Origin of the sequence: Rhodococcus sp. IEGM 1379 (assembly GCF_030056815.1) — a bacterium.
In the GTDB taxonomy this organism is placed as follows: Bacteria; Actinomycetota; Actinomycetes; order Mycobacteriales; family Mycobacteriaceae; genus Rhodococcus_F.
Genome location: NZ_JASHKR010000009.1, coordinates 75,083 through 101,318, shown reverse-complemented (window position 1 = coordinate 101,318; position 26,236 = coordinate 75,083). Strand labels below are relative to the sequence as shown.

26 protein-coding genes and 1 tRNA gene are annotated in these 26,236 nt (G+C 60.3%); 12 read left to right on the top strand and 15 right to left on the bottom strand.

The window, feature by feature from the left end; genetic code table 11:
* Positions 1–315 precede the first annotated feature (315 nt).
* Positions 316–666, top strand: coding sequence for a nitroreductase/quinone reductase family protein (locus QM600_RS08245; protein WP_283261000.1), 351 nt, complete (start codon positions 316–318; stop codon positions 664–666).
* 112 nt (positions 667–778) lie between these two features.
* On the opposite strand, the gene QM600_RS08240 is transcribed toward QM600_RS08245, so the two are convergent.
* The 3 genes from QM600_RS08240 to QM600_RS08230 all read right to left on the bottom strand — a co-directional run bounded on the left by QM600_RS08240 (position 779) and on the right by QM600_RS08230 (position 4,295).
* Positions 779–2,152 carry an HNH endonuclease signature motif containing protein gene (locus QM600_RS08240; protein WP_283260974.1) on the bottom strand — a complete coding sequence of 458 codons (1,374 nt, stop codon included), beginning with the start codon at positions 2,150–2,152 and terminating at the stop codon, positions 779–781.
* 111 nt (positions 2,153–2,263) lie between these two features.
* On the bottom strand, positions 2,264–3,493 hold the full coding sequence (locus QM600_RS08235) for an MFS transporter (RefSeq protein WP_283260973.1): 1,230 nt from the start codon (positions 3,491–3,493) through the stop codon (positions 2,264–2,266).
* A gap of 292 nt (positions 3,494–3,785) precedes the next feature.
* The gene (locus tag QM600_RS08230; RefSeq protein ID WP_283260972.1) at positions 3,786–4,295 is read right to left on the bottom strand and encodes an Ig-like domain-containing protein; all 510 of its coding nucleotides are present in this window, start codon (positions 4,293–4,295) and stop codon (positions 3,786–3,788) included.
* A 212-nt stretch (positions 4,296–4,507) separates the two neighbouring features.
* On the opposite strand from QM600_RS08230, the gene QM600_RS08225 reads away from it, so the two are divergent.
* Entirely contained in the window at positions 4,508–4,666 is a 159-nt protein-coding gene (locus tag QM600_RS08225; protein WP_283260971.1) for a hypothetical protein, read from the top strand.
* Positions 4,667–4,770: 104 nt separating this feature from the next.
* Here QM600_RS08225 and QM600_RS08220 read toward each other — a convergent pair whose 3' ends face one another.
* Positions 4,771–6,219: an Ig-like domain-containing protein gene (locus QM600_RS08220; RefSeq protein ID WP_283260970.1), complete on the bottom strand. Its 1,449-nt coding sequence runs from the start codon at positions 6,217–6,219 to the stop codon at positions 4,771–4,773.
* A gap of 383 nt (positions 6,220–6,602) precedes the next feature.
* On the opposite strand from QM600_RS08220, the gene QM600_RS08215 reads away from it, so the two are divergent.
* Positions 6,603–7,478, top strand: a complete 876-nt coding sequence (locus QM600_RS08215; RefSeq protein WP_283260969.1) for a LysR family transcriptional regulator — start codon at positions 6,603–6,605, stop codon at positions 7,476–7,478.
* Here the strand turns inward: QM600_RS08215 and QM600_RS08210 are convergent.
* The 3 genes from QM600_RS08210 to cobF all read right to left on the bottom strand — a co-directional run bounded on the left by QM600_RS08210 (position 7,471) and on the right by cobF (position 10,407).
* Positions 7,471–8,337 carry an Fpg/Nei family DNA glycosylase gene (locus QM600_RS08210; protein ID WP_283260968.1) on the bottom strand — a complete coding sequence of 289 codons (867 nt, stop codon included), beginning with the start codon at positions 8,335–8,337 and terminating at the stop codon, positions 7,471–7,473. The genes QM600_RS08215 and QM600_RS08210 overlap by 8 nt on opposite strands.
* Before the next feature lie 68 nt (positions 8,338–8,405).
* Entirely contained in the window at positions 8,406–9,587 is a 1,182-nt protein-coding gene (locus tag QM600_RS08205; RefSeq protein WP_283260967.1) for a GGDEF domain-containing protein, read from the bottom strand.
* A 79-nt stretch (positions 9,588–9,666) separates the two neighbouring features.
* The gene (gene cobF, locus QM600_RS08200; RefSeq protein WP_283260966.1) at positions 9,667–10,407 is read right to left on the bottom strand and encodes a precorrin-6A synthase (deacetylating); all 741 of its coding nucleotides are present in this window, start codon (positions 10,405–10,407) and stop codon (positions 9,667–9,669) included.
* A gap of 37 nt (positions 10,408–10,444) precedes the next feature.
* Here cobF and QM600_RS08195 point away from each other — a divergent pair, with 37 nt between their 5' ends.
* The 5 genes from QM600_RS08195 to QM600_RS08175 all read left to right on the top strand — a co-directional run bounded on the left by QM600_RS08195 (position 10,445) and on the right by QM600_RS08175 (position 14,654).
* On the top strand, positions 10,445–11,245 hold the full coding sequence (locus tag QM600_RS08195; RefSeq protein WP_283260965.1) for a thymidylate synthase: 801 nt from the start codon (positions 10,445–10,447) through the stop codon (positions 11,243–11,245).
* A 2-nt stretch (positions 11,246–11,247) separates the two neighbouring features.
* Positions 11,248–11,754 carry a dihydrofolate reductase gene (locus QM600_RS08190; RefSeq protein ID WP_283260964.1) on the top strand — a complete coding sequence of 169 codons (507 nt, stop codon included), beginning with the start codon at positions 11,248–11,250 and terminating at the stop codon, positions 11,752–11,754.
* 88 nt (positions 11,755–11,842) lie between these two features.
* Complete coding sequence (locus tag QM600_RS08185) at positions 11,843–12,169, top strand: cupin domain-containing protein (protein WP_283260963.1); 327 nt, start codon at positions 11,843–11,845, stop codon at positions 12,167–12,169.
* A gap of 91 nt (positions 12,170–12,260) precedes the next feature.
* Entirely contained in the window at positions 12,261–12,956 is a 696-nt protein-coding gene (locus tag QM600_RS08180; RefSeq protein WP_283260962.1) for an SRPBCC family protein, read from the top strand.
* A gap of 27 nt (positions 12,957–12,983) precedes the next feature.
* The gene (locus QM600_RS08175; RefSeq protein ID WP_283260961.1) at positions 12,984–14,654 is read left to right on the top strand and encodes a sensor histidine kinase; all 1,671 of its coding nucleotides are present in this window, start codon (positions 12,984–12,986) and stop codon (positions 14,652–14,654) included.
* A gap of 1 nt (position 14,655) precedes the next feature.
* On the opposite strand, the gene QM600_RS08170 is transcribed toward QM600_RS08175, so the two are convergent.
* The 6 genes from QM600_RS08170 to cycA form a co-directional block, all read right to left on the bottom strand.
* A complete protein-coding gene (locus tag QM600_RS08170; protein ID WP_283260960.1) occupies positions 14,656–15,288 on the bottom strand; it encodes a response regulator in 633 nt (210 codons plus the stop codon).
* A 51-nt stretch (positions 15,289–15,339) separates the two neighbouring features.
* Positions 15,340–16,227 (bottom strand): universal stress protein, encoded by an 888-nt coding sequence (locus QM600_RS08165; protein ID WP_283260959.1) that lies wholly within the window; start codon positions 16,225–16,227, stop codon positions 15,340–15,342.
* A gap of 362 nt (positions 16,228–16,589) precedes the next feature.
* A complete protein-coding gene (locus tag QM600_RS08160) occupies positions 16,590–17,630 on the bottom strand; it encodes an LLM class F420-dependent oxidoreductase (RefSeq protein WP_283260958.1) in 1,041 nt (346 codons plus the stop codon).
* Between the two features lie 160 nt (positions 17,631–17,790).
* A complete protein-coding gene (locus tag QM600_RS08155) occupies positions 17,791–18,684 on the bottom strand; it encodes a universal stress protein (RefSeq protein WP_283260957.1) in 894 nt (297 codons plus the stop codon).
* A 514-nt stretch (positions 18,685–19,198) separates the two neighbouring features.
* Complete coding sequence (locus tag QM600_RS08150; RefSeq protein ID WP_283260956.1) at positions 19,199–19,993, bottom strand: M23 family metallopeptidase; 795 nt, start codon at positions 19,991–19,993, stop codon at positions 19,199–19,201.
* 122 nt (positions 19,994–20,115) lie between these two features.
* Positions 20,116–21,579, bottom strand: coding sequence for a D-serine/D-alanine/glycine transporter (gene cycA, locus QM600_RS08145; RefSeq protein ID WP_283260955.1), 1,464 nt, complete (start codon positions 21,577–21,579; stop codon positions 20,116–20,118).
* Positions 21,580–21,722: 143 nt separating this feature from the next.
* On the opposite strand from cycA, the gene QM600_RS08140 reads away from it, so the two are divergent.
* On the top strand, positions 21,723–22,439 hold the full coding sequence (locus QM600_RS08140) for an HAD family hydrolase (RefSeq protein ID WP_283260954.1): 717 nt from the start codon (positions 21,723–21,725) through the stop codon (positions 22,437–22,439).
* 9 nt (positions 22,440–22,448) lie between these two features.
* Here QM600_RS08140 and QM600_RS08135 read toward each other — a convergent pair whose 3' ends face one another.
* Positions 22,449–22,766 (bottom strand): WhiB family transcriptional regulator, encoded by a 318-nt coding sequence (locus tag QM600_RS08135; RefSeq protein WP_094271508.1) that lies wholly within the window; start codon positions 22,764–22,766, stop codon positions 22,449–22,451.
* A 179-nt stretch (positions 22,767–22,945) separates the two neighbouring features.
* Between QM600_RS08135 and QM600_RS08130 the strand changes: the two genes are divergently transcribed.
* On the top strand, positions 22,946–24,130 hold the full coding sequence (locus tag QM600_RS08130; protein ID WP_283260953.1) for an ROK family transcriptional regulator: 1,185 nt from the start codon (positions 22,946–22,948) through the stop codon (positions 24,128–24,130).
* Here QM600_RS08130 and QM600_RS08125 read toward each other — a convergent pair.
* Positions 24,127–24,927 carry a crotonase/enoyl-CoA hydratase family protein gene (locus tag QM600_RS08125; protein ID WP_283260952.1) on the bottom strand — a complete coding sequence of 267 codons (801 nt, stop codon included), beginning with the start codon at positions 24,925–24,927 and terminating at the stop codon, positions 24,127–24,129. The two genes, QM600_RS08130 and QM600_RS08125, sit on opposite strands and share 4 nt — an antisense overlap.
* Positions 24,928–25,146: 219 nt before the next feature.
* On the opposite strand from QM600_RS08125, the gene QM600_RS08120 reads away from it, so the two are divergent.
* A tRNA-Arg gene (locus QM600_RS08120) sits at positions 25,147–25,222 on the top strand.
* Between the two features lie 48 nt (positions 25,223–25,270).
* Complete coding sequence (locus QM600_RS08115; RefSeq protein ID WP_283260951.1) at positions 25,271–26,233, top strand: formylglycine-generating enzyme family protein; 963 nt, start codon at positions 25,271–25,273, stop codon at positions 26,231–26,233.
* The last annotated feature ends 3 nt before the right edge of the window (positions 26,234–26,236 follow it).

The following is a 26,236-nucleotide window of genomic DNA, read 5'->3' as shown; positions in this document are numbered from 1 at the left end:
GCCTTTGATAGGAACGGGACTCGTCGAAACCGCATTGTTCGGAGAATCTCCATTGCGCTCGTGTAACTGCGACCGCGCGTGGCACAATCCTCTCCGAGACACTCGAATCCAACAGGCGACATCCGCCGACCGGCAGGTACCTGACCCACCGAGATCAGGAGCACCATGCGCAATCCCTACCGGTCATTGATGCGCACCGTGGGCCACACCCAATGGTTCTCCGATCTGGGCAAGGATTTGGCCACGATCGATCGTGGCGTGCAGAAATAGACTCGAGGCAAGGTCTCTCTCGTCGGGAACGGCACAGTCCCACAACTGCTACTTACCGTGACCGGACGTAAGAGCGGACAATCCCATACGACGCCACTCCTGTACGCACCGGACGACGGATCATTTATCGTGGTCGGCTCCAATTGGGGCCAGACGGCGCATCCCCAGTGGACCTACAATCTGATCGCCGATCAGCGTGCGACGGTAGCAATCAAAGGTGTGAAGACTCCGGTTCTGGCTGAACTTGCCGAAGGTGCTCTGCGGAAACGACTCTGGGAACTCGCGACCGATTCCTGGCCGGCATACATCACCTACGCGGATCGCGCGTACTCGCGGAAAATCCGGGTTTTCAGGCTCAATCCGGTCTTGCTCGCCCCCGGCCCCCTGACGCCTTAACTCTCTGAGGCCCTGACGATAAGCAATCTGGACACGCACATGCGTGTGGGCTTCGCATCGGCGAGAATCTGATGCGAAGCCTGACACGTCTGCAATTGTGGTGCAACACTTTTCAGGTGCGCAGCACCGGACCGAGCGGCAGGGTTGATCGCCGCGGCCACCGCTCCGGATCAACCCCCGCCGGCGGAATGAACCACGGCCTACGATCCGACCCCATCTTGATTTCCCACCGCCCCGCGAACCCGGCCTGACGGTGAATCAGAGTGTGATGCGCTCGGCAGAGCAAGGTGAGGTTGTCCATCACCGTCAGACCGCCCTTCGACCACCCCTTGATGTGGTGCGCATCGCACCACGCCGGCACCGCATCACACGACGGAAACGCACACCCCTCGTCTCGGGCGATCAACGCCGTCCGCTGCGCCGCCGACACCACCCGTTTCAGCGGACTGACATCGAGCGGGGCACCATTCTCGTCGAGGAGCACCGTCGAGAGCATGCAGTCACACGCCAACATCCGGGTGCGGGTGATACTCAACGGACCCATCCACGGCATGTGCCCGACATCAAGATCGTCGAAGTCGTCGAAACCCCACACCGGTACATCCTCGACATCAGTCTCTTCGTCGGGAGAAGCCGAACTCGACGAAGCAGTCCGCGTGCTCGCGCACTCTCGATGCTCCGCAAGATCTTTCACAGACACATGCACATTCACATGCGGACGCTGACCACCATCGACCCCCGTCGCCGCATTATCGAGATACCGGCGAATCAACTCCGTCAACGCATCCGCCGTCCGCTTCGCAGCCGACCGCGCATCCGGAGTCCCGTCCACGGCGGGGGTCGGCATCGACAACCCCGACAACGCGGAGAGAAGCATTTCGCCGGTCAACGCATCGAACTCACCTTTGATCACCACCCGACCGTTCAACGTCGGAGAAATACGTAGTTCGTTGCGATCGTCGTCCTCCCCCGCCGGGACGTCCTCGGATTCGAAGATCCGCTCGAGCACCGCGATGGCGTACCGCAGTTTCATGGTGGTCGCTTCCACCCCGGACGCTGCCGCGAGCAGCGTTGTGATGCAGTGCGGCAGAGCGCGCTCCGGCATCCCTTTCGGTGGGGATTCGCAGAACGCGGTGATCAGCGCGGCATGATCGACGGTGAGGTCACCGGCATCGAACTGCGCCGCGATATCGGGGAAGGCTCGTAAGGCGACGCCGAGAGCGGCGATCTTGTTTCCGGCCGCGTTCTGCAGCATCGTATTCGCCGCCAGCCAGCGGCCGACGCCGCGGTAACACAGCACCTGCTCGTCCGGATGAAGTGCCAACTCGTCGACCGCGGCAACGCGGATAGCTTCCAGTCGAAGGATTTCCGCGGATGCGGTGACCGCAACGTCCCGCACATCGCACGGCCGCAACCGCCACAGCATGCCACGCACATTCACAGCAGAACCAGCTACGACATCGGCAACTACAGTATCGACGCTCATCGGATCCCCCCATCCTTACCCCTAACTTTACTCGAACATACATTCGAGTCAAGGGGAAGTTTTGAGCGGAGATTCAGCGGGCCCCTCGAAAACCTTTGCAGCAAACAACTTTCATACTTGTTTTTCAGACATGACCGGAACGTGAGCGCGAGAGGAGGCAGCGTTCTCCAACCGTCGATCAAACACCCACACCAGTGTCGTGGCCACCGAGAACGCCAACCCGGCCACACACACTCCGGACCACCCGTATGCTTTCCAGACAACTGATCCCACCGCAGATCCCAGAGCGGCACCGATGAAGTAGGTGGTCATGTACACGGAATTGACGCGTGATCTCGCTGCGGGGATGAGTGCGTAGACAATGTTCTGGTTGCTGACATGCACCCCTTGCAGTGCCAAATCCGCGAGCACAAAGGCAACAAGGAACCATGTCACGTGCGTCCCGCCGACAGCAAAAGGCAACCAGCACAACAATAGAACGGCCAGGGCACTACCAGTAGCGAGTTGCGTCATTCCCCGATCCGCCAACCGGCCCGCGACTGTTGCCATCAATGCTCCCGCCACGCCGAGCAATCCGACGAGGCCGATCTGAGTATCGCTGTACCCGTATTCCCCCGCCAACAGAAATGCCATGGTGGTGAAGACGGTACTGACCGCGGCAAATGCGAGACCGCCCATGGCAGCTCGGGTTCGTAGACGCGGCAACGTTTTCGCCAGATGGCCGAGTGAGCGTAGCGTCGCTGCGTAGCTGGCGTTCTCGCGAGAGCCTGCGTCCGATGGCAGCACCCTCCAGAGCGCCACAGCCATTACCACCATGAGCACGGCGGCAACCTTGTATACCGTCGACCAGCCGCCCAGGCCGGACAGCAGTCCGGCAACACTGCGCGCCAAGAGAATTCCGATCAGCAGCCCACTCATGATGGTGCCGACCACCTGACCCGAACGCTCTGGCTCGGCCAGGGCTGCAGCAAAGGGAACCAACACCTGAGCTGCCACGGAAAACACGCCGGCGACAGCAATACCCACCGCCAGAGTGGCGAAGTTGGGTGCAAACCCGCTGACTGCCTGCCCGACCGCAGCCAGAAACATGAGTCCCACGGTGAGCTTTCGTCGGTCGACAATATCTCCGACCGGAACTAGGAGTATCAACCCGAGGGCGTACGCCACCTGGGCGATTGTCACCGTCGCCGCGGCCGTCGACGCGGATACATGGAGATGGACTGCGATGGAGTCCAGCAACGGCTGGTTGAAGTAGTTGCCTCCAGCGCAAAGCCCGGTAGCCGCCGCCATCAGCAGGACTGTCGGCAACCCGAGCCGCGATTGTGTGTCGCCTGAAATCATCGTTCAAGCATGGACTGATGCGCACGCGGCGTCCAATAGATAGATCTGGATGAATAATCTTCCAAACCGATAGATCATGCCACTGCCGGCCAACGAGAAACACGGCGCCCTGCTTCGGTTACAACCGAAGCAGGGCGCCGCGCCGAACTATCTCAGTGCGAGCAGAAACTACTGTCCGAGCACGAACTACAAGGAATCAACTGGTCGCGGCAAAGTATCCGCTGTGCGATCCCGTGGAACTGGCCGCATCGGTCGCACCCAAGCTGCTGGAACCACCCAAACTGCCGAGACTTCAGGAGCCACCCGAACTGCCCGGGCCGCCGTTGCCACCCAAACTGCCCAGGATTCCTGACCCTCCGAGGCTACCCAGGCCGCCGTTGCCACCCAAGCTTCCGGACCCGCCGTTGCCACTGTCACCGTTGGAAACAGTGACCGTACCGACTGCCGTCGCCGTCAAACCATGCGCCGCCGACGTCGACGTCAAGAACCCAGCCGAACCCGCGAACACCGCCGTAATACTCTGCGTACCTTCAGCAAACGCCTGCGTCAACACAGCCTTGCCGTCAGCATCCACATTCACTGGACCACCAAGATTGCCGTTGGCGTCCTTGAACTGAACCGTGCCGCTACCGGGATTCGGCGACACCTGAGCCGTCAGCGCCACATCCACACCTGTCACAGCCGAAGCAGAACCGCTGATCGCGGTCGTGGTCTGCGCAGCTGCAGCCGACACCGTCACGGTCTGCGGTGCCGAGGTGGACTCCAGGGTCGAAGGAGAACGTCCGCGATTTGGGGTCAACATAGGGACGCACCGGCCAATCATTGAGACCTGCGGTGACCTGCGCGAAATCAGCGCCAGTGCTGTCGATAGTCAGCGGGCTACCGTCCATCTTTGCTGAATTTTCGACGTACGTCAGGCACGTCGGGTGCATGTCCGTGACACGGTAGATGTACTCCACAACCCATGTACGCGTAAATCTCGTCGAGACGGTTATTACGTCATCCTCACTCGGCGTGACATTGCTGACCGTCCGGGTGAAGGAGGAGCTGCCCTCCGATCAACTCGCCGACCCGGCAGCCGCGTCGGCAACTCCGGTTCCGAAACTGACGGCAAGGCCGGCGGCAACGGCAAATGCGCTCACGGCACCGATGCCGCGGCGAATGTTTCTCTAGGACATACGTTTCCCCTCAAAAAGAGTGCATGGATAGGAACGGCGCCCTGCCCCGGTGCTAAGACTGGGACGGAGCGCCGTCAAAAGATGTTGAGTTACAAGCGATCAGCTACTAGAGCCGAATCCACCCAGGCTGCCCAAACTGCCGGAGCCGCCACCGTTTCCACCGTCACCGGGAGTTCCAGCTTCTGCAACCTGAAGGGTGGCGCTGTCAGCCGAACCATTAACGGTTCCGGCGCCACTGAATTCAGCCGTGATAGTGCGCTGTCCTGCTGCAGAAGGAGTCCAATCGATGCGCGCTACACCGGAGCCGTCAACTGCAACTGTTCCGATGACAGTGTCGCCGTCCTTGAAAGTGACTGTGCCGCCGGCGTTGGCCGGATCAATCTGCGCCGAGACGGCCGTGGACTTGCCAACCTGTGCGCTGCCGACTGTGAGATCAGTTGTCGACGCAGTGTTGCTGGCCGGCGCCTCAGCGACGGTCACAGTTGTAGAAGTCGTGGAGGTGGATACACCGGAGCGTCCGGAGAAGGCTGCAGTAATCGTCTGACTTCCCGACGTTTCCGGAGTCCAGGCATAGGTAGCTTCACCGTTGGCGCCGACAGCAACAACGGTGGGCTTGCCGTCAATCGTGAACGTAACGGTCCCACCGGCACCGGCAGGGCTCACTGTTGCCTTCAATGTGGTGGACGTCCCGACCTGCGCACCCGAGACAGTGGCGAGTGTGGTCGTGGATAGAGCATCTGCCTGCGAGACTCCCACCGACTGAGCAGCGGACGTTGATTCATTTGCCTTCGAGGTGGCCACGAACTTCGCGGACAGGTTGTGCGTGCCCTTGGAAGTTGGCTTCCAATTGAAGGTCGCAGCGCCGGTAGCGTCGAGGGCACCCTCGCCGATCTTGGTTCCACCGTCGTAAAACTCAACGGTGTTTCCGAGCGCACCACCGATGACAGTGGCCTTGAGCGGAACTGTCTGGCCCACCTGTACACCGGAAGGCACTGTGTCCAGTGCCGTCGTGGAGTTGTTCACCTGCACCGTGAAAGCAGGGCCCTTGCCCGGGTACTTGCCCTCACCCAAGGAACCGTTGTAAGACATCCCTGTCTGCAACGCAACGCCTCGATCGCAGCCCGCTCCAACCTTGTAGTCGAAGGAGAACGTCCGCGACTTCGGATTAATGTTCGGATATACCGGCCATTCAATAACGGTTCCCTTGACCTGTGCGTAATCAACGCCAGTACTGTCGATGGCCCGCGGACTACCGTCCACCTTTGCTGAATCTTCGACGTACGTCAGGCACGTAGGGTGCTGGTCCGTGACGCGGTAGATGTACTCCACAGCTCCTGTGCGCATGAACTTCGTCGAGATAGTGATTGTGTCACCCTCACTCGGCGTGACATTGCTGACCGTACGTTCGAAATTGCTGCCACCGTCCTTCCATGCCACCGAATCGGGAGCTGCGCTGGCAACACCGGTTCCGAAGCTCACGGCCAGTCCGGCTGCAATCGCACATGCGCTTACACCACCGACTACACGACGGATGTTTCTCTCAGACATCTCTATCCCTCTCGATTACCCGACGAAGATCCGCAACCAAGACATACGTCCGACTTAAGACCAATGGCACTGAGAATAGCGCATTTGCTGGAAAAAAACCAAGAAATCGCATATGGCATTTTCGAAAGATGAAGCATCGGTAAAACCCCTAATAATGACAGGTGATCTGCAAGGTAAGATACATCTCTGTCGAATCCTTAATTATGCAAACCATTAACTGGGACTTCGAACACAGGAAGCCTACCGGCGCCCGACCTTTTCGCGGCACAAATAACTGCACCCGTGAAATCGGTGCGAAATCCGATCACTCACCGGCTCCACCCGAGTCACGTCCGCAAGATCGATCCGCGATTCCCATCGCCTGAACCGATAGATTCGAGTGTATGGATCTGCGCCACATACGCTATGCATTGGCCGTCGCCGAGGATCGTCATTTCAGTCGAGCCGCGCTTCGCCTGCACATCTCACAATCAGCGCTCAGCGCCCAGATCCGGGATCTTGAACGCGAACTCGGTGTTGAGCTTTTCCATCGAAACAGTCGCAATGTCGGACTGACTTCTGCCGGCGAGGTCTTTGTTGCCCGCGCCCGCGATGTGCTCGGCGCTGTTTCCCGACTGGTGAGCGATGTTTCCGAGGACGGCGGCGAGCAGGTACGTCTGACTGTCGGAACGATTACCTCAGCGGGCCGCGTCGATATCGGTCGGGCACTTGCTTCTTTGACACGTCGGCATCCGACAATCAATGCAACAGTGCGCCCTTACGGTAGTGAAGTCGTCATCGAAGGCGTCCGATCCGGCGCGATCGATGTCGGGATCGTGGGGTTGGCGCCCGGCCGACTACCCAAGACGTTCTCGGCGGTTCCGCTGTGGAGTGAGTCGACGGCAGCGTTTGTCCCCGTCGATCACCCTTTCAGCACGGTTGCATCCATCAGACTCGAAGACCTCAGAGACGTCCCGCTAGTGGACTTCGCGTCGGGGAGCGAGGCGCGAGTTCAAACCGATCAGGCTTTTGCCGAGTCGCAGATTCCTCGCGGACGTACCTATGAAGCGAACTCTGTCGATCTCATCTGCTCCCTGACCGCCAATGGACTGGGCGTCGGACTACTTCCGGAGTCGATGAGCGTCGACCATCCCGAGTTGGTGTGCATTTCTATTGCCGATGCACCGCATCGGGTGGTCCATGCAATCACCGATCCTGCGCATTCGTCTTCATTGGCAAGGGAATTCGTCATCCTCCTGGCCGATCAGTTCTCTACTTGAGAAGGCGAGACATTCGCCGATCCGCCAAGGGCTTTCCACCCGTTTGGCAGGTTGCGCAGTACTGGAAGGAACGCTCGGCAAACGAGACCTCTCGAACCACGTCGCCGCAGACCGGGCAAGGCAGACCAGTGCGGGCATGCACCCGCATCCCGGATCGCTTCTCCCCCTTGAGTCTTGCGGCATCCTGTCCGACGGACCGCGCAATCGCATCAGTCAGCACTGATCGCAGGGCGCCGTAGAGCGTCGTAATCTGTTCTGCCGTAAGACGAGACGAATTTGCGAAGGGAGAGAGCTTCGCCGTGTGAAGGATTTCGTCAGAATAGGCGTTACCGATGCCGGCCAGGAGTGCCTGGTCGACCAGCGCGTTCTTTATCCGCGCAGATGTGCCGGCGAGAACTTCCGCAAACTCAGGTTCCGTCACAACCATCGCGTCCGGCCCCAGACTTGCAATTCCCGGAACCTCCGACGGATCTGTCACCACCCACACCGCGAGGCTCTTCTTTGTGCCGGCTTCGGTGAGATCGAATGCGGGAGTGAGACCTTCGGGTGTGAAGAAATGAACCCGCAACGCCAGCGGCCCCTTGCCTGGCTTCGGCGGTGTCGACGACGGATTGTCTTGCCAGCGCATCCATCCCGCTCGCGAGAGGTGCGTGATGAGCCACAATCCGTCACAATCCACACCGAGATGCTTCCCAAATCTTGCGGCTCCGGTCACGTCGCGGCCTGGCAAAGCGGTTATCGACGGATCAAAAGTCTTGAGGACGCTCAACGCTGCGATGTCGACCCGACCGACCACGGCCCCCATTGCGTGTTCGCGCAAGAAATCCGCGAGCGCTTCCACCTCGGGCAGTTCCGGCATAGGAGCCAGTCTATGAGAATTAGCCCGTGCCCTGCCCGACTTCGGAAAACTCGGGGACCGAGACGACGCTAATCTGCCGCCGCCTGGCCGAAGCTGTGACACAAAAGCACCTGGTCGCCGCCGGACGACTTCGCGCGGTACATGGCTTCGTCTGCGATTCGAAACAACTCCGCCAGTACGCCTTCTGCGTCGAGAGCCAGCCGAGTTGTCGATGCAATTGCGATACCCACGCTGGTTGTGACAACTGGATCGCGATTGTCGAGGCGTAGCTTCCGTGCAAAATCCTTCGTGAGTTGTTCCTCGGATCCCACCGGGACCGTGTCGACCAAGACAAACTCGTCCCCTCCGAATCGGGAGACCAACGCGTGGTTGCCACCGCACTCCCGCAGCCGCTCCGCCAACTCGCGAAGAACTCGATCGCCCTCCTCGTGACCCAACGTGTCGTTAACGGTTTTGAAATTGTCGACGTCGACAATCGCAACTACGTACGACGCTTCGCGCGGTGGACTGGCTGCCACTCCCCGCTCGTCGACGGCTCTTTGCAATCCTCGTCGATTAAGCAATCCGGTGAGGGGATCGAGTTCGGAATTCTCCGCATCCGTGCCCAACAACGAGAGCATGAACTGACAGGTGAAGGGAACAACCGTGATGCTCGAGAAGATGAGAAAACCCAGTGAGACGGCTAGCGCCGGATCCGTGTACTCAGCAACCTGGTGCCCGATCACCAACAGGACGATGACAGCAAAAATCATATGCGCGGTCTGCACCCTCGAACTGTGAAAAAACGCGATATACGCGCCGAAGAGTCCGAACACGCTGCATTGAAGCAATCCGACTAGCGGATTCTTGTTGAGAAATATGCCTGCCGGCACACCGATTTCTGCATATACGAGGAAGACATACGACCAGCGTCGCGTGAATGTCGGGATACACGCGAACGGGATGATCATCAAGAGCGTGGCAACGATAATCATCGCGTTGATGACACTGGTTATCTGGTTGTGGATACCTTGGTCGCTGAATCGAAGTAGCGACATGGTGACTGCAACGGATACCAACGAACAGATAAGCAGCAAGCGTCCCCACAATTCGAGGCCTTTCGACGCTATGTAGCGGGTGAAAGTATCGAATGGGTCCGGGCGCTTGAACCACTGGACAAGCAGTCCCATCGCAGTTCGCCAGTCTGCCTGCGGCGTTCCACGCCGAACCGGCACGATCACTTGCCGACCGCCCGGTCCGAACCACATCATGCGCAAAGCATAGGTGTGCTAATCCATTGCTGCGATATAACGGACAAGGCGAACGAAATTCGGCCCAACCGAACGTGCGTCAGCGACGCACCAGATACGTGTCCATGATCCAACCGTGCTGCTGACGCAACTCGGACCGCGTGCGCACGATCTCGTCTTCCACATCGCGCAGATTCCCGGCGATCAATACTTCGTGGCGGGTGCCCAGATAGGCACCCCACCAGATTTCGACCTCATTCCCGGCAACCTCGGTGAAGGTGCAGTTCGCGTCGAGCATCACGACGGCGTTGTCGACTCCGTCGGGCAACCCGTCGGCGAGATTGCGTCCGGTGGTGATGTGGATCGGTTCGCCGATGCGGTTGAGCACCATGCGGTGCTGCGCCGCCAAGGACTGGACGCTGGTGATTCCCGGAATCACGGAGTAGTCGAAGGTGACATTGCCGCGAGCAAGAACCCGTTCGACGATGCGCAGGGTGCTGTCGTAGAGCGACGGGTCGCCCCAGACGAGGATCGCGCCGATACCGGCTTCGGCTGCAAATTCTTTCTCGAAGATCGAGGCCCGCCGGTCGTGCCAGTCGTCCACAACACCTTCGTAGTCCGAAGGTGTCCGATCTCTCGGCGGATCGGTGATCTCGACAATGCGATATTCGCCGGTCACATGTTCACGGAGAATCCCGGTTCGCAGGTCCACCAGATCTTGCTTTTCGCTCCCTTTACCGATCACAAAAAACGTATCTGCCCTGTTCATGGCCTTGATAGCTTGGATCGTCACTTGATCGGGGTCACCGGCGCCGACGCCGATCACGAAGAGTTCATGCATTGAAGGAGGCTATCGTGCGTGCCCTAGACTGTTGGCCGTGACTGTCTCCACCGCTTATGAAGACCTGCTGAAGCTCGTAATGGAGACCGGCACCCCCAAAGCCGATCGCACCGGCACCGGCACCCGCAGCATCTTCGGTCACCAGATGCGCTTCGATCTTGCCGACGGTTTCCCCTTGGTCACCACCAAGAAGGTGCACCTCAAGTCGATAGTCAACGAACTCCTGTGGTTCCTGCGCGGCGATTCCAACATTGCCTGGCTGCACGAGCACGGCGTCAAAATCTGGGATGAGTGGGCCGACGAGAACGGCGAACTCGGCCCCGTCTACGGCGTCCAGTGGCGCAGCTGGCCCACTCCGTCCGGTGAGCACATCGACCAGATCACGCAGACCGTCGAAACCCTGCGGTCCAATCCCGATTCCCGACGCATCATCGTCTCCGCCTGGAATGTGGCCGATATTCCGCAGATGGCGCTCGCTCCGTGCCACGCGTTCTTCCAGTTCTATGTCGCCGACGGCAAACTCTCGTGCCAGCTGTACCAGCGCAGCGCCGACATGTTCCTCGGTGTCCCGTTCAACATCGCCAGCTACGCACTCCTCACGCACATGATGGCGCAACAAGCCAACCTCGACGTCGGTGAGTTCATCTGGACCGGCGGCGACTGCCATGTCTACGACAATCACATCGACCAGGTCGCCGAGCAGCTCAGCCGGACGCCACTCGACCTGCCGACCTTGAAACTGACCAAGCGCGATTCCATCTTCGACTACACCTTCGAGGACGTCGAAATCGTTGGATATCAACACCATCCGGCCATCAAGGCCCCGGTCGCAGTCTGATCATGAGCGACCGCGCAGTCACGCTCGTCTGGGCTCAGGCGAACAATCGTGTCATCGGCCAAGGCAACACCATTCCGTGGCACCTCTCCGAGGACATGGCGTATTTCAAGAACGTCACCATGGGACATCCCGTGATCATGGGCCGGTTGACGTGGGATTCGATACCGCCCAAGTTCCGGCCGTTCAGTGGTCGCCGAAATATTGTTGTCACCCGCGACACGACATGGGCTGCAGACGGAACCGAAGCCGCACACAGTCTCGATGACGCACTGGCACTATCGGACGCTGATGTCTGCGTTATCGGCGGCGGTCAAATCTATTCGGCAGCAATGCCATTCGCAACCAAGCTACTCGTCACCGAAATTGATCTCGACATTGCCGGCGACGCGTATGCTCCCGTCGTCGGACCCGAGTGGACACTGTGTTCCGACGAGCCCTGGCAGACGTCGGAGAAAAGCGGGCTACGGTTCCGCTGGCTGGAATACGCACGCCACGAATCGACTAGCTGATCACTTAGTCCGTTCGTCAGGCACTCCGGACGCGCGTCGGTCATACTCGGGGAACCGAGATGATCGCAGCAACCCCGAGAGGTCTTCGATGGACAAGAAGTCACTGACAGCCCTCGCTCGCCAACAGTTGAAGCTGGCGGCCACTGCCAGCAGCGGTCGCAGTTCCCAAACCGTCTACGGCGGCCATCAGCGCAGCCTGCGGCAAACAGTGATCGCGCTCAGTGCCGGCAAGAGTCTCGCCGAGCATGACAGCCCCGGCGAAGCAACGTTGCTGGTACTCAGCGGCAAACTCAACCTCGTGTGCGGCGACGATCAGTGGAAGGGTTCCACCGGAGATTTCCTCGCCGTCCCGGCCCAGCGCCACAGTGTCGAGGCACTCGAAGACGTCGCATTCCTGTTGACAGTCGCAATGTAATAACCGTCGCAATGCAATTACCGTCGCAATGCAATTACGGTGCCGGTAGCGTCACGGGTGTGAAAGCGATACTTGTGAAAGCGGTGCTGCAGTGACCGAAACGGTAATCGAAATATCCGTCGTATCACCGCGCGCTGCCTTGTGGCCCGCGCTCATTGATCCCGCATTGATTCGGCGTTGGCACGGCTGGGACTGCGCCGAACTCGACGACGAGATCGAGTACATCTACTCCACTGCTGAAGCCGATCCCGATGCGTTCACCCTCATACTCGGCAACGGCGATCAATTCTCTCTCATCGAAAATGACGGCACGACGATCGTCCGAATCACTCGCCCACCTCGACGCCCCGACGACGAATGGTTCGCGGACGTCACCGAAGGCTGGACAACCTTCCTGCATTTCTTGAAGTTCGGCGTCGAGCACCACGGATTGGCCGAGCGCAGAACGATTTACCTCGACGGCCCACTCCGCCCCGGTGAAACAGCTGCTTCTGTTCTCGGACTCGACTCCGTCGCAGCGGTGCCCGGCACCCGCTACAACGCCACCCTGGCTCCCGGGGATTACGCCGAAGGCGTCGTCGACTATGTAAGCGACCTGCAAACAGGAGTGACAATCGAAGACCTTGGTCCCGGATTATTGGTCTGCGCAACGCAGCCCGCAGGCTCGCACCGCCCCCATCAGGGACTCCAAATCCTTCTGGCCACCTATGATCTCAGCGGAGATGAGTTCGCGGAGATCGAACATCATTGGAAACAGTGGTGGGACGAGCGAACTCGCGCAATCTGAACACTCGCGAACCGATATGCTTCGCTAATGATCGATTCTTCGGGCCACAGTCCGACACGAACTTTCGGTGAGGTACTGGAGCGACTTGCTCATACCGACGCCGATATCCCCACGCTCCACCGGCTTCTCGAAGCCGTTCTTGTTGTCGGTTCCGGTCTCGATCTCGATCTGACTTTGCAGCGCATCATCACCGCAGCAACCACCGTATTGAATTGCCGGTACGGAGCGTTGGGTGTGCGTGCGCCCAGCGGCGGCCTCGCCGAGTTCGTGTACGAGGGCATCGATGAACCCCTACGGCAAGCGATGGGACACTTCCCGGAGGGCCACGGCGTGCTCGGCGTCCTCATGAACGATCCCAAGACGTTGCGAGTCTCACACTTGGGCGCTCATCCGGAATCTGTCGGCTTTCCCGCCAATCATCCTCCGATGGACAGCTTCCTGGGTGCACCGATCATGATGCGCGGCGAGGTATTCGGCAGTATCTACCTCACCGAGAAGCGCGGCGCCGCAGAGTTCACCGAAGAGGACGAGGTCATTCTCGAGGCCCTCGCCATCGCAGCCGGAATGGCCGCCGAGAACGCCCGCCTGTTCGAACAGTCTCGGACCCGCGAAAGATGGCTCACCGCAATGTCAGCCGTACGGACGAGATTGCTGGCAGGCGACTCCCTCGAAGACGGTCTGCAACTTCTCGCCACGCGGGTCCGCGACCTTACCGGCGCCGACGACGTCATCGTGGTCATCTGTGAAGACGGCTACGCTCAGGTCCACACTGCCGCCAGCGCTCGACCCACTTCGCGCGGAATACGCATTCCGGCAGATACTTACCCTTTCAACATTGTTCGGCAAACGCACAAGGTACAGGTCTTCACCGACCTCGGAGCTGTAGCGGAATTGGTCCCCACGGCCGTCAGCGCCGTCCTCTCACCGATGACCATTGGGTCCGGCGTGGTGGGCGCACTCCTGCTCGCCTCTGATTCGACAAACACGCTGTGGGACTCGGACGAGCTTACTCGAATCGAATCGATGGCCGAGATTGGTTCCGTGGCAATTGAATTCGATCGCAAACAACGCGGCCAACGCCTACTGTCGGTGCTCGCAGACCGCGATCGCATTGCCCGCGATCTGCACGACAACGTCATTCAACGCCTGTTTGCCAGTGGGATGAGCCTGCAGAGCACCCTGCCGGATTCGAGTCTCCCGGCCTCCGCACGCGCCATCGTCACCAGGTCGCTCGAGCAACTGGACCAGACTGTCCGTGAAATCCGCACCACCATCTTCGATCTCCAGACACCAGCCACCGCAGACTCGACAAGCTTGCGTCGACGCCTCCTCGACGTAATCGCCGATGCCACAGCACAATCGACTGTCACTCCGAGTGTGCAGTTCTCCGGGGCCATCGACACTCTGGTCAAAGCCGGCATCCATCCGCATGCCGAAGCAGTGCTCCGCGAGGGCCTGAGTAACGTGCTGCGTCACGCGCAGGCCGACACCATCACCATCTCGGTGACTGCCAATCTCGAATTCGCGATCACCATCGACGACGACGGCAACGGCATCCCCGCCGGTGTACACAAAAGCGGGCTGCACAATCTGGAACGACGTGCCGAACACTGCGGTGGCACTTGCACAATCGGTAACCGCGAACCGCAGGGCACCCGCCTGGTGTGGCGGGTGCCGCTGCGACGCGAGAAGCCCTGAGCTACTTGCTGCGCAACTCGGTGGCCAGTACTGCGGCCTGAGTTCTGCGCTGCATACCCAACTTCGAGAGCAGTCGCGTCACATAGTTCTTGACTGTCTTCTCCGCCAAGAAGAGTCGAGCGCCGATCTCGCGGTTGGTCAGCCCCTCCCCGATCAGGTCGAACACCGCACGTTCCTGATCGGAAAGTTCGGCCAAGGGATCGGCCGTGCGCTCGCTACGGATGCGTTGCATCAATGCCTCGGTGGCCCGGCTGTCCAGCAAGGAACCACCGAGACCCACAGTGCGCACTGCCGCAACAAGATCCGTGCCCAGGATCTGCTTCAGCACAAACCCCGAAGCGCCGGCCATGATGGCGTCGAGCAGTGCTTCATCGTCGGCATACGACGTCAGCATCAAGCACCGCAGGTCCGGCAGAATCGACCGGAGGTCACGGCACAACTCGACGCCGTTGCCGTCGGCCAGGCGCACGTCGAGGACCGCGACGTCGACGTTGCGCTGTGGGATCACAGCCATGGCTTCCCGTACCGACGACGCTTCACCGACCACCTCGAAATCCTCGACGCCGCCGAGTAGATCGAACAGTCCACGCCGGACGATCTCGTGATCGTCGACCAGGAACACGCGCGTAGTCATTGAAGCCCTTCTTGGAATTTTGAATCGATCGGAAACAACGCGTAATGCGTACTACTTGTGCCGCACAATCAGCACCGGGCAGTCGGCGGTGTGGAGGAGCGCCCGACTGGTCGAGCCGAGGAGCATTCCCACGAAGCCGCCGCGTCCGCGACTGCCGACAACGATCAACTGCGCTGTCTCGGCATATTCGCTGAGCACTCGTACCGGGCGATCCCGTGCGACCACGCGCTCGACCACAACGTCCGGGTACCGATCGGTGAACCCGGCCAACTGCTCGGCCAGAACCACCTCTTCGCCGGTCTGAATGCTGCCCCACAGTGGATCCTCCGGGGTTGCGCCCAGTGAAGGCTGCACACTGACATCGCTCCACACGTTGACTGCAATGAGTGTGGCTCCACGCGCCGAGGCCTGCTCGAAGGCATGCTCGATAGCTTCGATGCTGTTCTCGGAACCGTCCACGCCAACCACGACGGGCCCCTCGGTAGGCGGATGGCCGTCCAACGTCCGTCCCCGAACCACCGCTACCGGCGATTCACCGTGCGAGACAAGCGAAACCGTCACCGAACCGACGACCAGACCGGTGAATTCACCATGCCCACGCGGACCCAACGCCATCATGTAGGCGCGCTTCGACAGTTCGATGAGCGAATCGGAGACGCTACCGGTGAGTTGCTCGGTCACAACCTCGAGATCGCCGTCGACGCTCTGATGAGCCAGAATCTTGGCGCTGTCGAGACGCGCGCGTGCAGTGCGGTGCAGTTCCTCCTTGAAACTCTCGGCCAGATACGGCTCGGAGTAGTAGAACGCCGGAATATGCACCACCGTCACGATGTGAAGGGGACGGCCCAATGTCGCGGCCGTGTGAGCAGCCCACACAACTGCCGACGACGCGGACTCGGAACCGTCCACTGCTACGACGACGGGTTGGTTTGCACTCATGTTCGTCCCTTCACGATCAGACTGTTCGAAACTCCGCAGCGCGCGGTGCCACGGAGTTCTCCGCCACCACACTATTGCCTTCACACTATTGCTCGAGTACCGCAAATAGGGTCATCAACACCAGAAGGTCCCGAATCGGACATGACGGTCCTGCCCGCAAGTCGACTGTGCAACCCGAACACGGCGACGGCCCCGCCAACATCCCTGACGGGCGTCAACGAGGCCGGTTGTGGCGGATTCACGAACAAACCCTGGCCACACACCTCACGATAGGGCGACGAGCAGTTGCCTCATAAGTGCACAAGGTCCCGCTTGCTGTGTGCCTTTACCACCCGCGGGTGGTGAGGAAAGCCGCACAGCAGTTAGTCACAAATCTTCCGGAACTTCTCGATCAGCGCGACACGGCCCGCGCGATCAGCCGCCAACGGGGTGACGTTGAGGGTGGTGACGCCGGCTTCCGCGAATGCTGCGACGCGTTCCTTGACGTAGCTTTCGGGTCCGATGAGGGAGATAGCGCGCACCAACTCGTCCGGAACGGCCGCTGCTGCTTCGTCTTTCTTACCCGCAAGGTAGAGATCCTGAATCTTCGCGGCAGCTTCCTCGTAGCCGTAGCGGATGGCAAGGTCGTTGTAGAAGTTCTTTCCCTTGGCACCCATGCCGCCGATGTAGAGGGCGAGGCTGGGTCGCACCCAGTCGAGCATGTGGTCGACGTCGTCGCCGATGGCCAACGCCGGGGATGCGTAGACCTGGAGTTCACCGAGACTGGGATCGCGCTTGGCCTTACCCTTCGCGATCGGCTCGCCCCACACACTCGCCGCCTTCTCCGGGTGGAAGAAGATAGGCTCCCAGCCCTCGGCGATTTCGGCGGTAAGTTCCACGTTCTTGGGGCCGAGCGATGCGATCAAGATCGGAATACGCTCGCGTACAGGATGATTGATCAGCTTGAGCGGCTTGCCCAGCCCGGTGCCCTTTTCGGCCGGCAGCGGCACCTGGTAATACTTGCCCTGGTACTCGACCTTCTCGCGGCGCCACACCTTGCGGCAAATTTCGACTACCTCGCGGGTGCGTCCCAGCGGAGCGTCGTACTTGACGCCGTGAAAGCCTTCGATCACCTGCGGGCCGGAGGCACCGATGCCCATGACAAAACGTCCGTTTGACACGAAGTCGAGGCCGGCGGCAGTCATCGCGGTCAGCGACGGCGTACGGGTGTAAATCTGGAAGATGCCGGAGGCAAGCTCGATGGTCGACGTCTTGGCCGCCAGGTAGCCGAGTTGGCTGACAGCGTCGAACGAGTAGGCCTCGGGGACGAAGGCGATGTCCAAACCGGCCTTTTCGAGGTCACCGACCTCTTCTACTGTTTCAGCGAACCCGCCGCTGTAGTTCAATCCCATACCGATACGCACGTTGTAACCCCAATCCTGACGATTGCCGAGTGTGCTGCAGGCACACCTCACGCCGAACATTACTCACCCGAACACTACGGAACATGAGTCCGTATTCATGTGACTGGCCCGTTCATATTCGATGACCGAAATGAACGGGCCAGGCCACAAACTTCAGCGATCAGGAATCTTCGGGACGAACCACCATCACCGAGCATTGTGCGTTGGCGATCAGCGTGTTGCTGGTCGAGCCGAGAAGCATTCCGCGGAATCCACCACGACCACGGCTACCGACAACAACCAATTGCGCACGGGCAGACCACTCGAGGAGACGTCCACGCGGATTGTCGAGATAGATTTCGCGTCGTACGACCACGTCGGGGTACTTTTCGCACCACCCGGCCAGGCTTTCGCTCAGTACCGCGTGCTCTTCCTCCTCGAACGACTGCGGCGCCAGCGCGGCAGCGCGAGGATCCTCGAAGGCTGCAGTTCCGAGGTCACTCCACACGTGAACGGCCACAAGCTCTGCGCCGCGGAACGACGCTTCCTCGAACGCCGCGCCCACGGCCTGAGCGCTCAGAGCGCTGCCGTCGACACCCACCACGACGGGCCCCTCGGACGGTACGACGCCGTCGCGTTCGCGAACAACGATCACGGGGCACTTACCGTGGCTCGCCACACCGACCGCCGTATTGCCGAGAACAGCCGTCGCTGTCTTGCCGGACGACGACGCCCCGACGACTGCGAGCCTCGCCTTTGCAGAACTCTCCAACAGCCACTGCGTCGGGCTGCCGATCGCGATCTCACTGTGAATGGTCACCGTGGGCGCGACCTCGCGGGCAAACTTCTCGGCTTCCGCGAGGACTTCTTTGCCTGCTTCTTCGATCCATTCGTAAACGCCGCCCGCATCGATGTACGGTCCGCCGAATCCGTACGGCGCAAAGTCGAGCGCATGCAGGATATCGAGACGTAATTCGCGCTGTGCGGCAATCTTTGCAGCTTCGCGGAGCGCGCTGGACGACGTGTCCGACCCGTCTACTCCGACGACGACATTGTTGTGTTCGCGTGAACTCATGTGCCCACCTTCCGTAAGAAGTTATCGAGCCACTTCTACTGTAGCCATCGCAGTTAGCCCGCGCTGTCCGGGTCGACCATTGTCGACAACGCAAAAATATGCTCGAAACTGTTGACGGATAAGTCAATTAGTCTGCCCACGTATGGACAGAGTTGCCTCGCCGCATGTTCTCGATATGCCTGCGCGCCCTCTCCACCAGGCGATCCCCACCCACCCATCGCGGGCAATACAGAGTTGCGCCTTGCGCCGATATGCACAGTCTCGGCCGCACTCCCTGATTCTCCATTTCGAAAGTTATTGTGTCCGTAGATTGTTCGAAGATCAGAAGCCAAGATTCAGGTGAACGTCGGCAGCATCTCTGAAGACTAACCGCCGGGGTGGATCGGGAAACGAAAACTACGGCAAAACAAAAACTGCGGCGGTACCCGGAGCAAGTCCCGGTACCACCGCAGTGGAAAAGAGTGTTTTTTCAGGCCAACGTTTTTCAGGCCAACGTTTTTCAGGCCAACGTTTTTCAGGCCCAGGTAGGCGATACTCCGCGGGCGCGCAGCCACGCGGCGGGATCAACCTTTGCACCGTTCTGTGCTACCTCGAAGTGCAGGTGCGGGCCGGTGGACTGGCCACGGTTGCCAACTGTCGCGATCTGCTGGCCGGCGTTGACACGCTGGCCGACGTTGACCTGGTAGTCGTTGACATGTCCGTAAGTGGTGACGGCGCCGTCGTCATGCTGCACGCGCACCCACAAGCCGAAGCCCGAGGCCGGACCGGCGTCGATGACCTTGCCGGATGCTGCAGCGCGGATCGGGGTGCCGATCGGAGCGGCGATGTCCAGGCCGCCATGATGTGCGCCCCAGCGGGAGCCGAAATCGGAAGTCAGTGTTCCGGAAACCGGCTGCACTGTCTCGCCGTTCGACGAGAGTGGATTGACCGAACCAGAGCTGATCGAGCCCGTAAACTGCTGCACCTGCTCGTTGACCTGCGCCAGGACGTCCGGGAGCGGGGGAAGTTCGATGCTGGACAATGCCGGCAGTTGCATGCTCGACAGCCCGGCCGGAATCTCGAGGCCGACGGGAAGCAATCCCTGCGGAATCTCGAATCCGGCAATGTTTTGTGTGGCCGGCGCTGCCGCGGCAGTGCCGGCACCCATCTGTCCTGCGCCGACAAGAAGAGCACCTGTAGCCGCAGCTACGACACCCGCTTTGACGCCGGCGCCCGGCCCAGCCGACGGAACGCGGTGGCGTCCGTTTGCTGCATCAGGATCGATCTCGAATGCAACATTGGAATTGCCCGTGCGGTGGTGGTTTCCCACAGTGTGTACTCCGTCAGTCGTCGGCCTGCAGCGATCTTCAAGTGAAGACCGCTCCTCTGTCTGCCGACGAATGTAACAGTTTGGTCAAGGTGACCGCTACCGTTACACGTTCTTGACCAAAACTATTTTTCGTCCGACTGCCGACTGGCGTCGAGTTCTGCGCGGAATGCGTCGTATCGTGCCCGGTGAGCGGGCCGACGACGGATAATCGCCCAGGCGATGCCGAGTGCGACAAACCAGATCGGTGTCACGATGAGCGCTTGCAGCGTGTCGTCCTTCGTGGTCAACGCCCACAAAATGAAGACGAAGAAAGCAAGTACGACCCAGCACATCACGACGCCGCCGGGCATCTTGAACTTCGACGCCGCATGCAGATGCGGACGACGCTTCCGGTACACCATGTAGCTCGCCAGAATGATGGTCCAGACGAACATGAAAAGCAGCGCTGAGATTGTCGTCACGACAGTGAACGCCTCGATCACCGAGTCGCCCGAGAACAGCAGAATCAACGACGCGAGCAGGAAGATGCAGGAGAACATCAACGCGTTCGCGGGAACCTTGCGCGAGTTCAGTTTGCCCAGCGCCTTCGGTGCGTCGCCCTCCTGCGCGAGGCCGTACACCATCCGTGAGGTGGAGTAGATGCCCGAGTTGGCCGACGATGCCGCCGACGTCAGCACCACGAAGTTGATGACCGAAGCCGCCATCCCCAGTCCGGCGAGGGTGAACATTGCAACGAACGGACTCTTGCCCGCCTCGATCTCGCGCCACGGCGTCACCGCGATGATGACGGTCAGTGCGACGACGTAAAACAGCAGCACACGAATCGGGATGGAGTTGATTGCCTTGGGCAGGTTCTTCTCCGGGTCCTTTGCCTCGGCCGCCGTCGTACCCACCAATTCGATACCCACGAACGCGAACACCGCGATCTGGAATCCGGCTACGAAGCCCATGAAACCGGTCGGGAACATGCCGCCGTCGTTCCACAGATTGTCGATGCCGGATGTGGCTCCGTTCGGTGCTGTGAAGCCGGAGACGACCATGACGATGCCCACGATGATGAGCGCGACAATGGCAACGATCTTGATCAGCGCGAACCAGAACTCGGCCTCACCGAAGGCCCTGACCGTCGGCAAGTTCAGCAGAAGTAGCGCCGCGATCGTGAGCAACGCGGGAATCCACGCGGCCAACCCGGGCCACCAGTACTTGAAGTAACCCGAGATCGCGATCACGTCCGCGATGCCGGTGACAATCCAACAGAACCAATAAGTCCAACCGGTGAAGAACCCCGCCCACGGGCCGAGTAGATCGGCCGCGAAGTCGGAGAACGACTTGTACGACATGTTGGAGAGCAGCAACTCCCCCATCGCCCGCATGACGAAGAAGAGCATGAAGCCGATGATCATGTAAACGAAGATCACGGACGGTCCGGCCAGCGAGATCGTCTTGCCCGAACCCATGAACAGGCCGGTGCCGATAGCGCCGCCGATGGCGATCAGCTGAATATGGCGGTTGGAAAGTTGCCGCGACAAGTGGGGATCGTCACCTGCAGATTTTGACAGTTCAACACGGTTCACGTCGTCGGACACGGAGGATCCCCCTGGTCGTTCGGCTCGCGCACAGGCATCGAACGCTGCCCGTCACACCAACCTCGGAAAAAATGTGCCCTCCCAAAGTACGCGTGTACAGGCTCAGAGCGCGCATCGAAAGCTCACGCCGATAGCCTGTACCGATGAGCATCGACAGCACTGGCCATCAATACGGGCAAATAACCGCAACGCTGTTCGACTTCTCGGGAACGCTCTTTCGTCTCGAAGAAAATTCCGACTGGGACGAACATTTTGTCGATCACGCCGGTGAACCGATGGATGTACACGCGCAAGCCGAATTGATGCGGCGGATGACCGCGCCCGTCGGCCTGACCGTCGACATGGACGAAGCCGGGCTGCACGCCTGGAACAACCGTGACCGCGATCCCAAACTTCATCGCCAGGCGTATCTCGATGTTCTCGCCAAGTCAGGTGTGCCCGACCATGCTCGCGCCGAGGCTCTGTACAGCTTGTTGATCGACCCCGCCCGATGGGTGCCCTACCCCGATGCAGGCGAAGTTCTGAAGTCATTGTCGGAGAAGGGGATCCGAACCGCAGTTCTGAGCAACATCGCCTTCGACATCCGGCCGGCCTTTGTCGCCCGCGGGTGGGACATCTGGGTGGACGAGTTCGTACTGTCCTTCGAAATCGGTGCCGTCAAACCCGAAGTCGAGATCTTCGAGTACGCGCTGTCGCAACTCGACGTCGACGCCGAACGCGCATTGATGGTGGGCGACAGTGAAATCGCCGACGGCGCAGCCCGGGAACTCGGTTGCGCATTCGTCTTGGTCGATCCTCTACCTACCGCCGAGCGTCCGCGCGCTTTGCTGGACGCTGTCGCGAAGTTCGGACTCCTCTGACCCGAGGGTTCAGACTGCGTGCGCTACTTCGCGAATTCGGTTGCTGCGCTTACGCAGTGATCGCACATATTCTGCGCGCTCGGTTTCCGTCATGCCGCCCCAGATTCCGTAGGGCTCGTGAACGGACAGCGCGTGCTCTCGGCACTGCTGCAGCACCGGGCATCCCGCGCACACCTTCTTGGCGTTGAGCTCGCGATTCTCGCGAGCATGTCCACGCTCGCCGTCCGGATGGAAGTACACAGCTGAATCGTGCCCGCGGCACGAACCTCGCAACTGCCAGTCCCAGGTCTCGGCAGTCGGAACGGGCATCGGAAGGTGCTTATGCATGATGGCGACCTCATTCTGTTGAACTGCGACTCACCTGTTGGACCTTGCTCGTCGTGAGTCACAACACAGCCTAGGCCGACTTCTGCTTTTTCACAATACCCACTTACGTACTTCAAGTGCTAAAGTAATCAACCTTTTGTATCCTGAAGTAACGCAGAGAGAATGCTTGAATAGAACTCATGACCCGACCGTTCACGACTCCCGCTACAGCGGGCGAGGTGTTCTCGCTGATCCGCACAGGATCCGCGACCACTCGCAGCGAAATCGGGAAGCTCACCGGATTGTCTCGGACGGCGGTATCGGCGAGAGTGAGCGCACTACAGTCACTCGGACTCATCGCGGACGACGACGAAGGCCCCTCGACCGGCGGCCGTCCGCCGTCCACTCTGACTTTCGCCACATCAGCGGGACTGGTCCTTGTAGTCGCGATCGGCCGCTCGCGTGCACAGTTGGCCGTCACCGACCTCTCCGGCACAATCCTCACCGCCGAAGACATCGACAAATCAGTGGGCGTGGGACCAGCCGAGTTGATGCCCGAAATCGCCGAGCATCTGAAATCGATCCTCGAGCGCATTGGGAGGCCGTCCACCGACGTCATCGGCGTCGGACTCAGCATCCCGGGCACGGTCGACGTGGCAGCCGGGGCGAGCCTCGACTCGCCGATGATGTCCGGCTGGGATGGCGTCGCACTGGCGCCGTACCTCGCATCGGTAACCAGTGCACCGCTGTTTGCCGACAACGATGCCAATGTCATGGCTTTGGCCGAACTCAGCGAAAGACGTGAGAGCGCACCGAATCTGCTGATGATCAAGGCCTCCACTGGATTAGGTGCAGGCATCGTTCTCGGCGGCGTTCTCCAACGTGGTTCACTCGGCGCGGCCGGCGAGATCGGGCATACCAAAACCGCTGCTGCCCGAGACATCAAATGTCACTGCGGCGACGTGGGTTGCGTCGAAACCGTCGCCAGCGGTTGGGCTCTCGTCGATGCACTGCAAGCCCAAGGTCGCAACGTCGGGCACGTTCGAGACGTCGTTCGCCTCGCGCTCGACGGCGACAGCGAAGCACGCCGATTGATCCGCTCCAGCGGCCGTCTCGTCGGTGATGTCATTTCCGGCGCGGTCAATCTCCTCAACCCTGAGGTACTTGTCATCGGCGGCGACATGGCCGAAGCCGACGAACTTTTCCTCGCCGGCCTTCGGGAGTCCGTCTACGGCAATGCAACTGCCCTTGCCACCCGTTCCCTTCACATCGTTTCCGTCAGCCACGGCGCACAGTCGGGAATCCTCGGCTGTGCCGTCCTCGTACTGGACAATCTCCTCAATGCACGGGAGATCGACCGTCGGGTCGCCGAGTCGGTCCGCTAGCCGAACTTGCGAAGGACGAACTCCGGCAACTTCTTTGCCGAGTTCGCGGCGCGGGCAATCTGGTAATTCTTGCCGCGCATCAATGCCAACTGCACGCGGGACTCCACCCAGAACGCCCCGCGAGGTGACTTGTTCCACGACTTGTGCAGCAGCGTCTTTGTTGCCGCGACCGCATCCGGTGATCGAGTCATGATCTGCGCCAGCAGTTCCCGGGCCTGTGCGAGTGGATCCTCGTCGACGCCGGTGACCAACCCCCACGCGAGAGCCTGCCTGCCGTCGAAAATTTCTGCCGTCATCGCCAGACGCTTCACAACGTCCATCGCCGCGAGCTCACGTAAAGTCACGGTTCCCGTCATGTCGGGGATCAATCCCCATTTGGCTTCCATCACCGAAAACGTGCAGTCCGGTGTGCTGAACCGGAAGTCGGCAGCGAGCGCAAGCTGCAATCCGCCGCCGAAGCAATGCCCGTGCACCACTGCGATCACCGGAACCGGCAATTCCCGCCACACCCAGCACGCCCGCTGAAAGAGATTGGTCTTCTGTCCGGGCAGTTTCGCAAATGCCTTCGCCATCCGCTTGGGTTGCTTTCCCGCCGACGCAAAATCCAGACCGGCGGAAAACGCCTTGCCGGAACCCTGCAGAATCACACCGCGGATCGAGCGATCCGCTTTGATGCACCGAGCCGCATCCACCAACTCTTCGAGTGTGTCGAGGTCGAGTCCATTGAGCTTCTCCGGCCGATTCAGGCTGACGTAGGCAACTGACTCGACTATCTCGACACGAACACGATCGCTCACTGAGACTCCTTTTGTCGCCGCGGAACGGATTGCTCGACCCTACCGACCGAGCACGGCAGCCCGTCGACTTCGCGCGGTTATCAGCATGCCGCTACACTGACTACCGCAGCTGTGACGCCCAAGGCCCCGTGCCCGCCGGCCAAGCAACCGCACAGGCTCAACCGCTAAGCGAAAACCGCAGTACAACATGCGTTTCTATGCTTTTCGGATGCGCTCCCCGCCCTCGTAGCTCAGGGGATAGAGCATTCCTCTCCTAAAGGAAGGGTCGCAGGTTCGAATCCTGCCGAGGGCACCAGATGAGATTGTTGTTTCGTCAGCGCTTGGTACATGCAATGCTGATTTCATGACGCCATCACCCGCCATGAGCACTCCCCCGAAAAATATGTCTTTGATTCCGGGTGGAACGTTCTGGATGGGCTCCGAGGATTTTTATCCCGAAGAACGCCCAGTTCACCAGGTGAGTGTCGACAGTTTCTGGATGGATACGACGGCCGTGACCGTCGCCGAGTTCCGACGTTTCGTCAAAGCCACGGGGCATGTCACGACGGCAGAGATCGCACCATCGGCCGAGGACTACCCCGATGCCGATCCGGCGCTGTTGGTACCCGGTTCGTTGGTGTTCAATTCCCCGCCCGGTCCGGTATCCCTCGATGACTACACGCAGTGGTGGTCCTTCACTCCAGGAGCAGACTGGCGACACCCTGAAGGTTCCGACAGCAATGTCGGCGGACGCGAGAAGCATCCCGTCACCCATGTCTCGTATTTCGACGCTCAGGCGTACGCCGAGTGGGCCGGCAAAGAACTGCCCAGCGAAGCTGAGTGGGAGTTCGCGGCCCGCGGTGGTCTCGACCGCCAGGCCTATGTCTGGGGCAACGAGGACTCTCCGGGTGGAAAGCCCGGCGGAAATGTGTGGCAGGGCCAGTTCCCGTGGGAGAACCTGCTCGAGGACGGGTACGAGCGCACTGCGCCCGTCGGCAAGTTTCGTCCCAATGGGTACGGATTGCTCGACATGGCCGGCAACGTATGGGAGTGGACGGCCGATCACTACAAGTCCGACCACGCCCACAGTTCCAAAAATCTTGCGCCCGCGACCTCCTGCTGCATTCCACGCAACCCTCGTGCCGAGTTCGCGACGGAAACCGTTGTGGGAGAGCCATATGCGCGACGCGTCATCAAGGGCGGCTCACACCTGTGCGCGCCCAACTACTGCTTGCGTTACCGGCCGGCCGCGCGGCAGAGCGAGTCCGAAGAGTCCTCGACCTGCCACGTCGGCTTCCGGTGCATCGTGCGGATTCCGCAGAACTAAGAC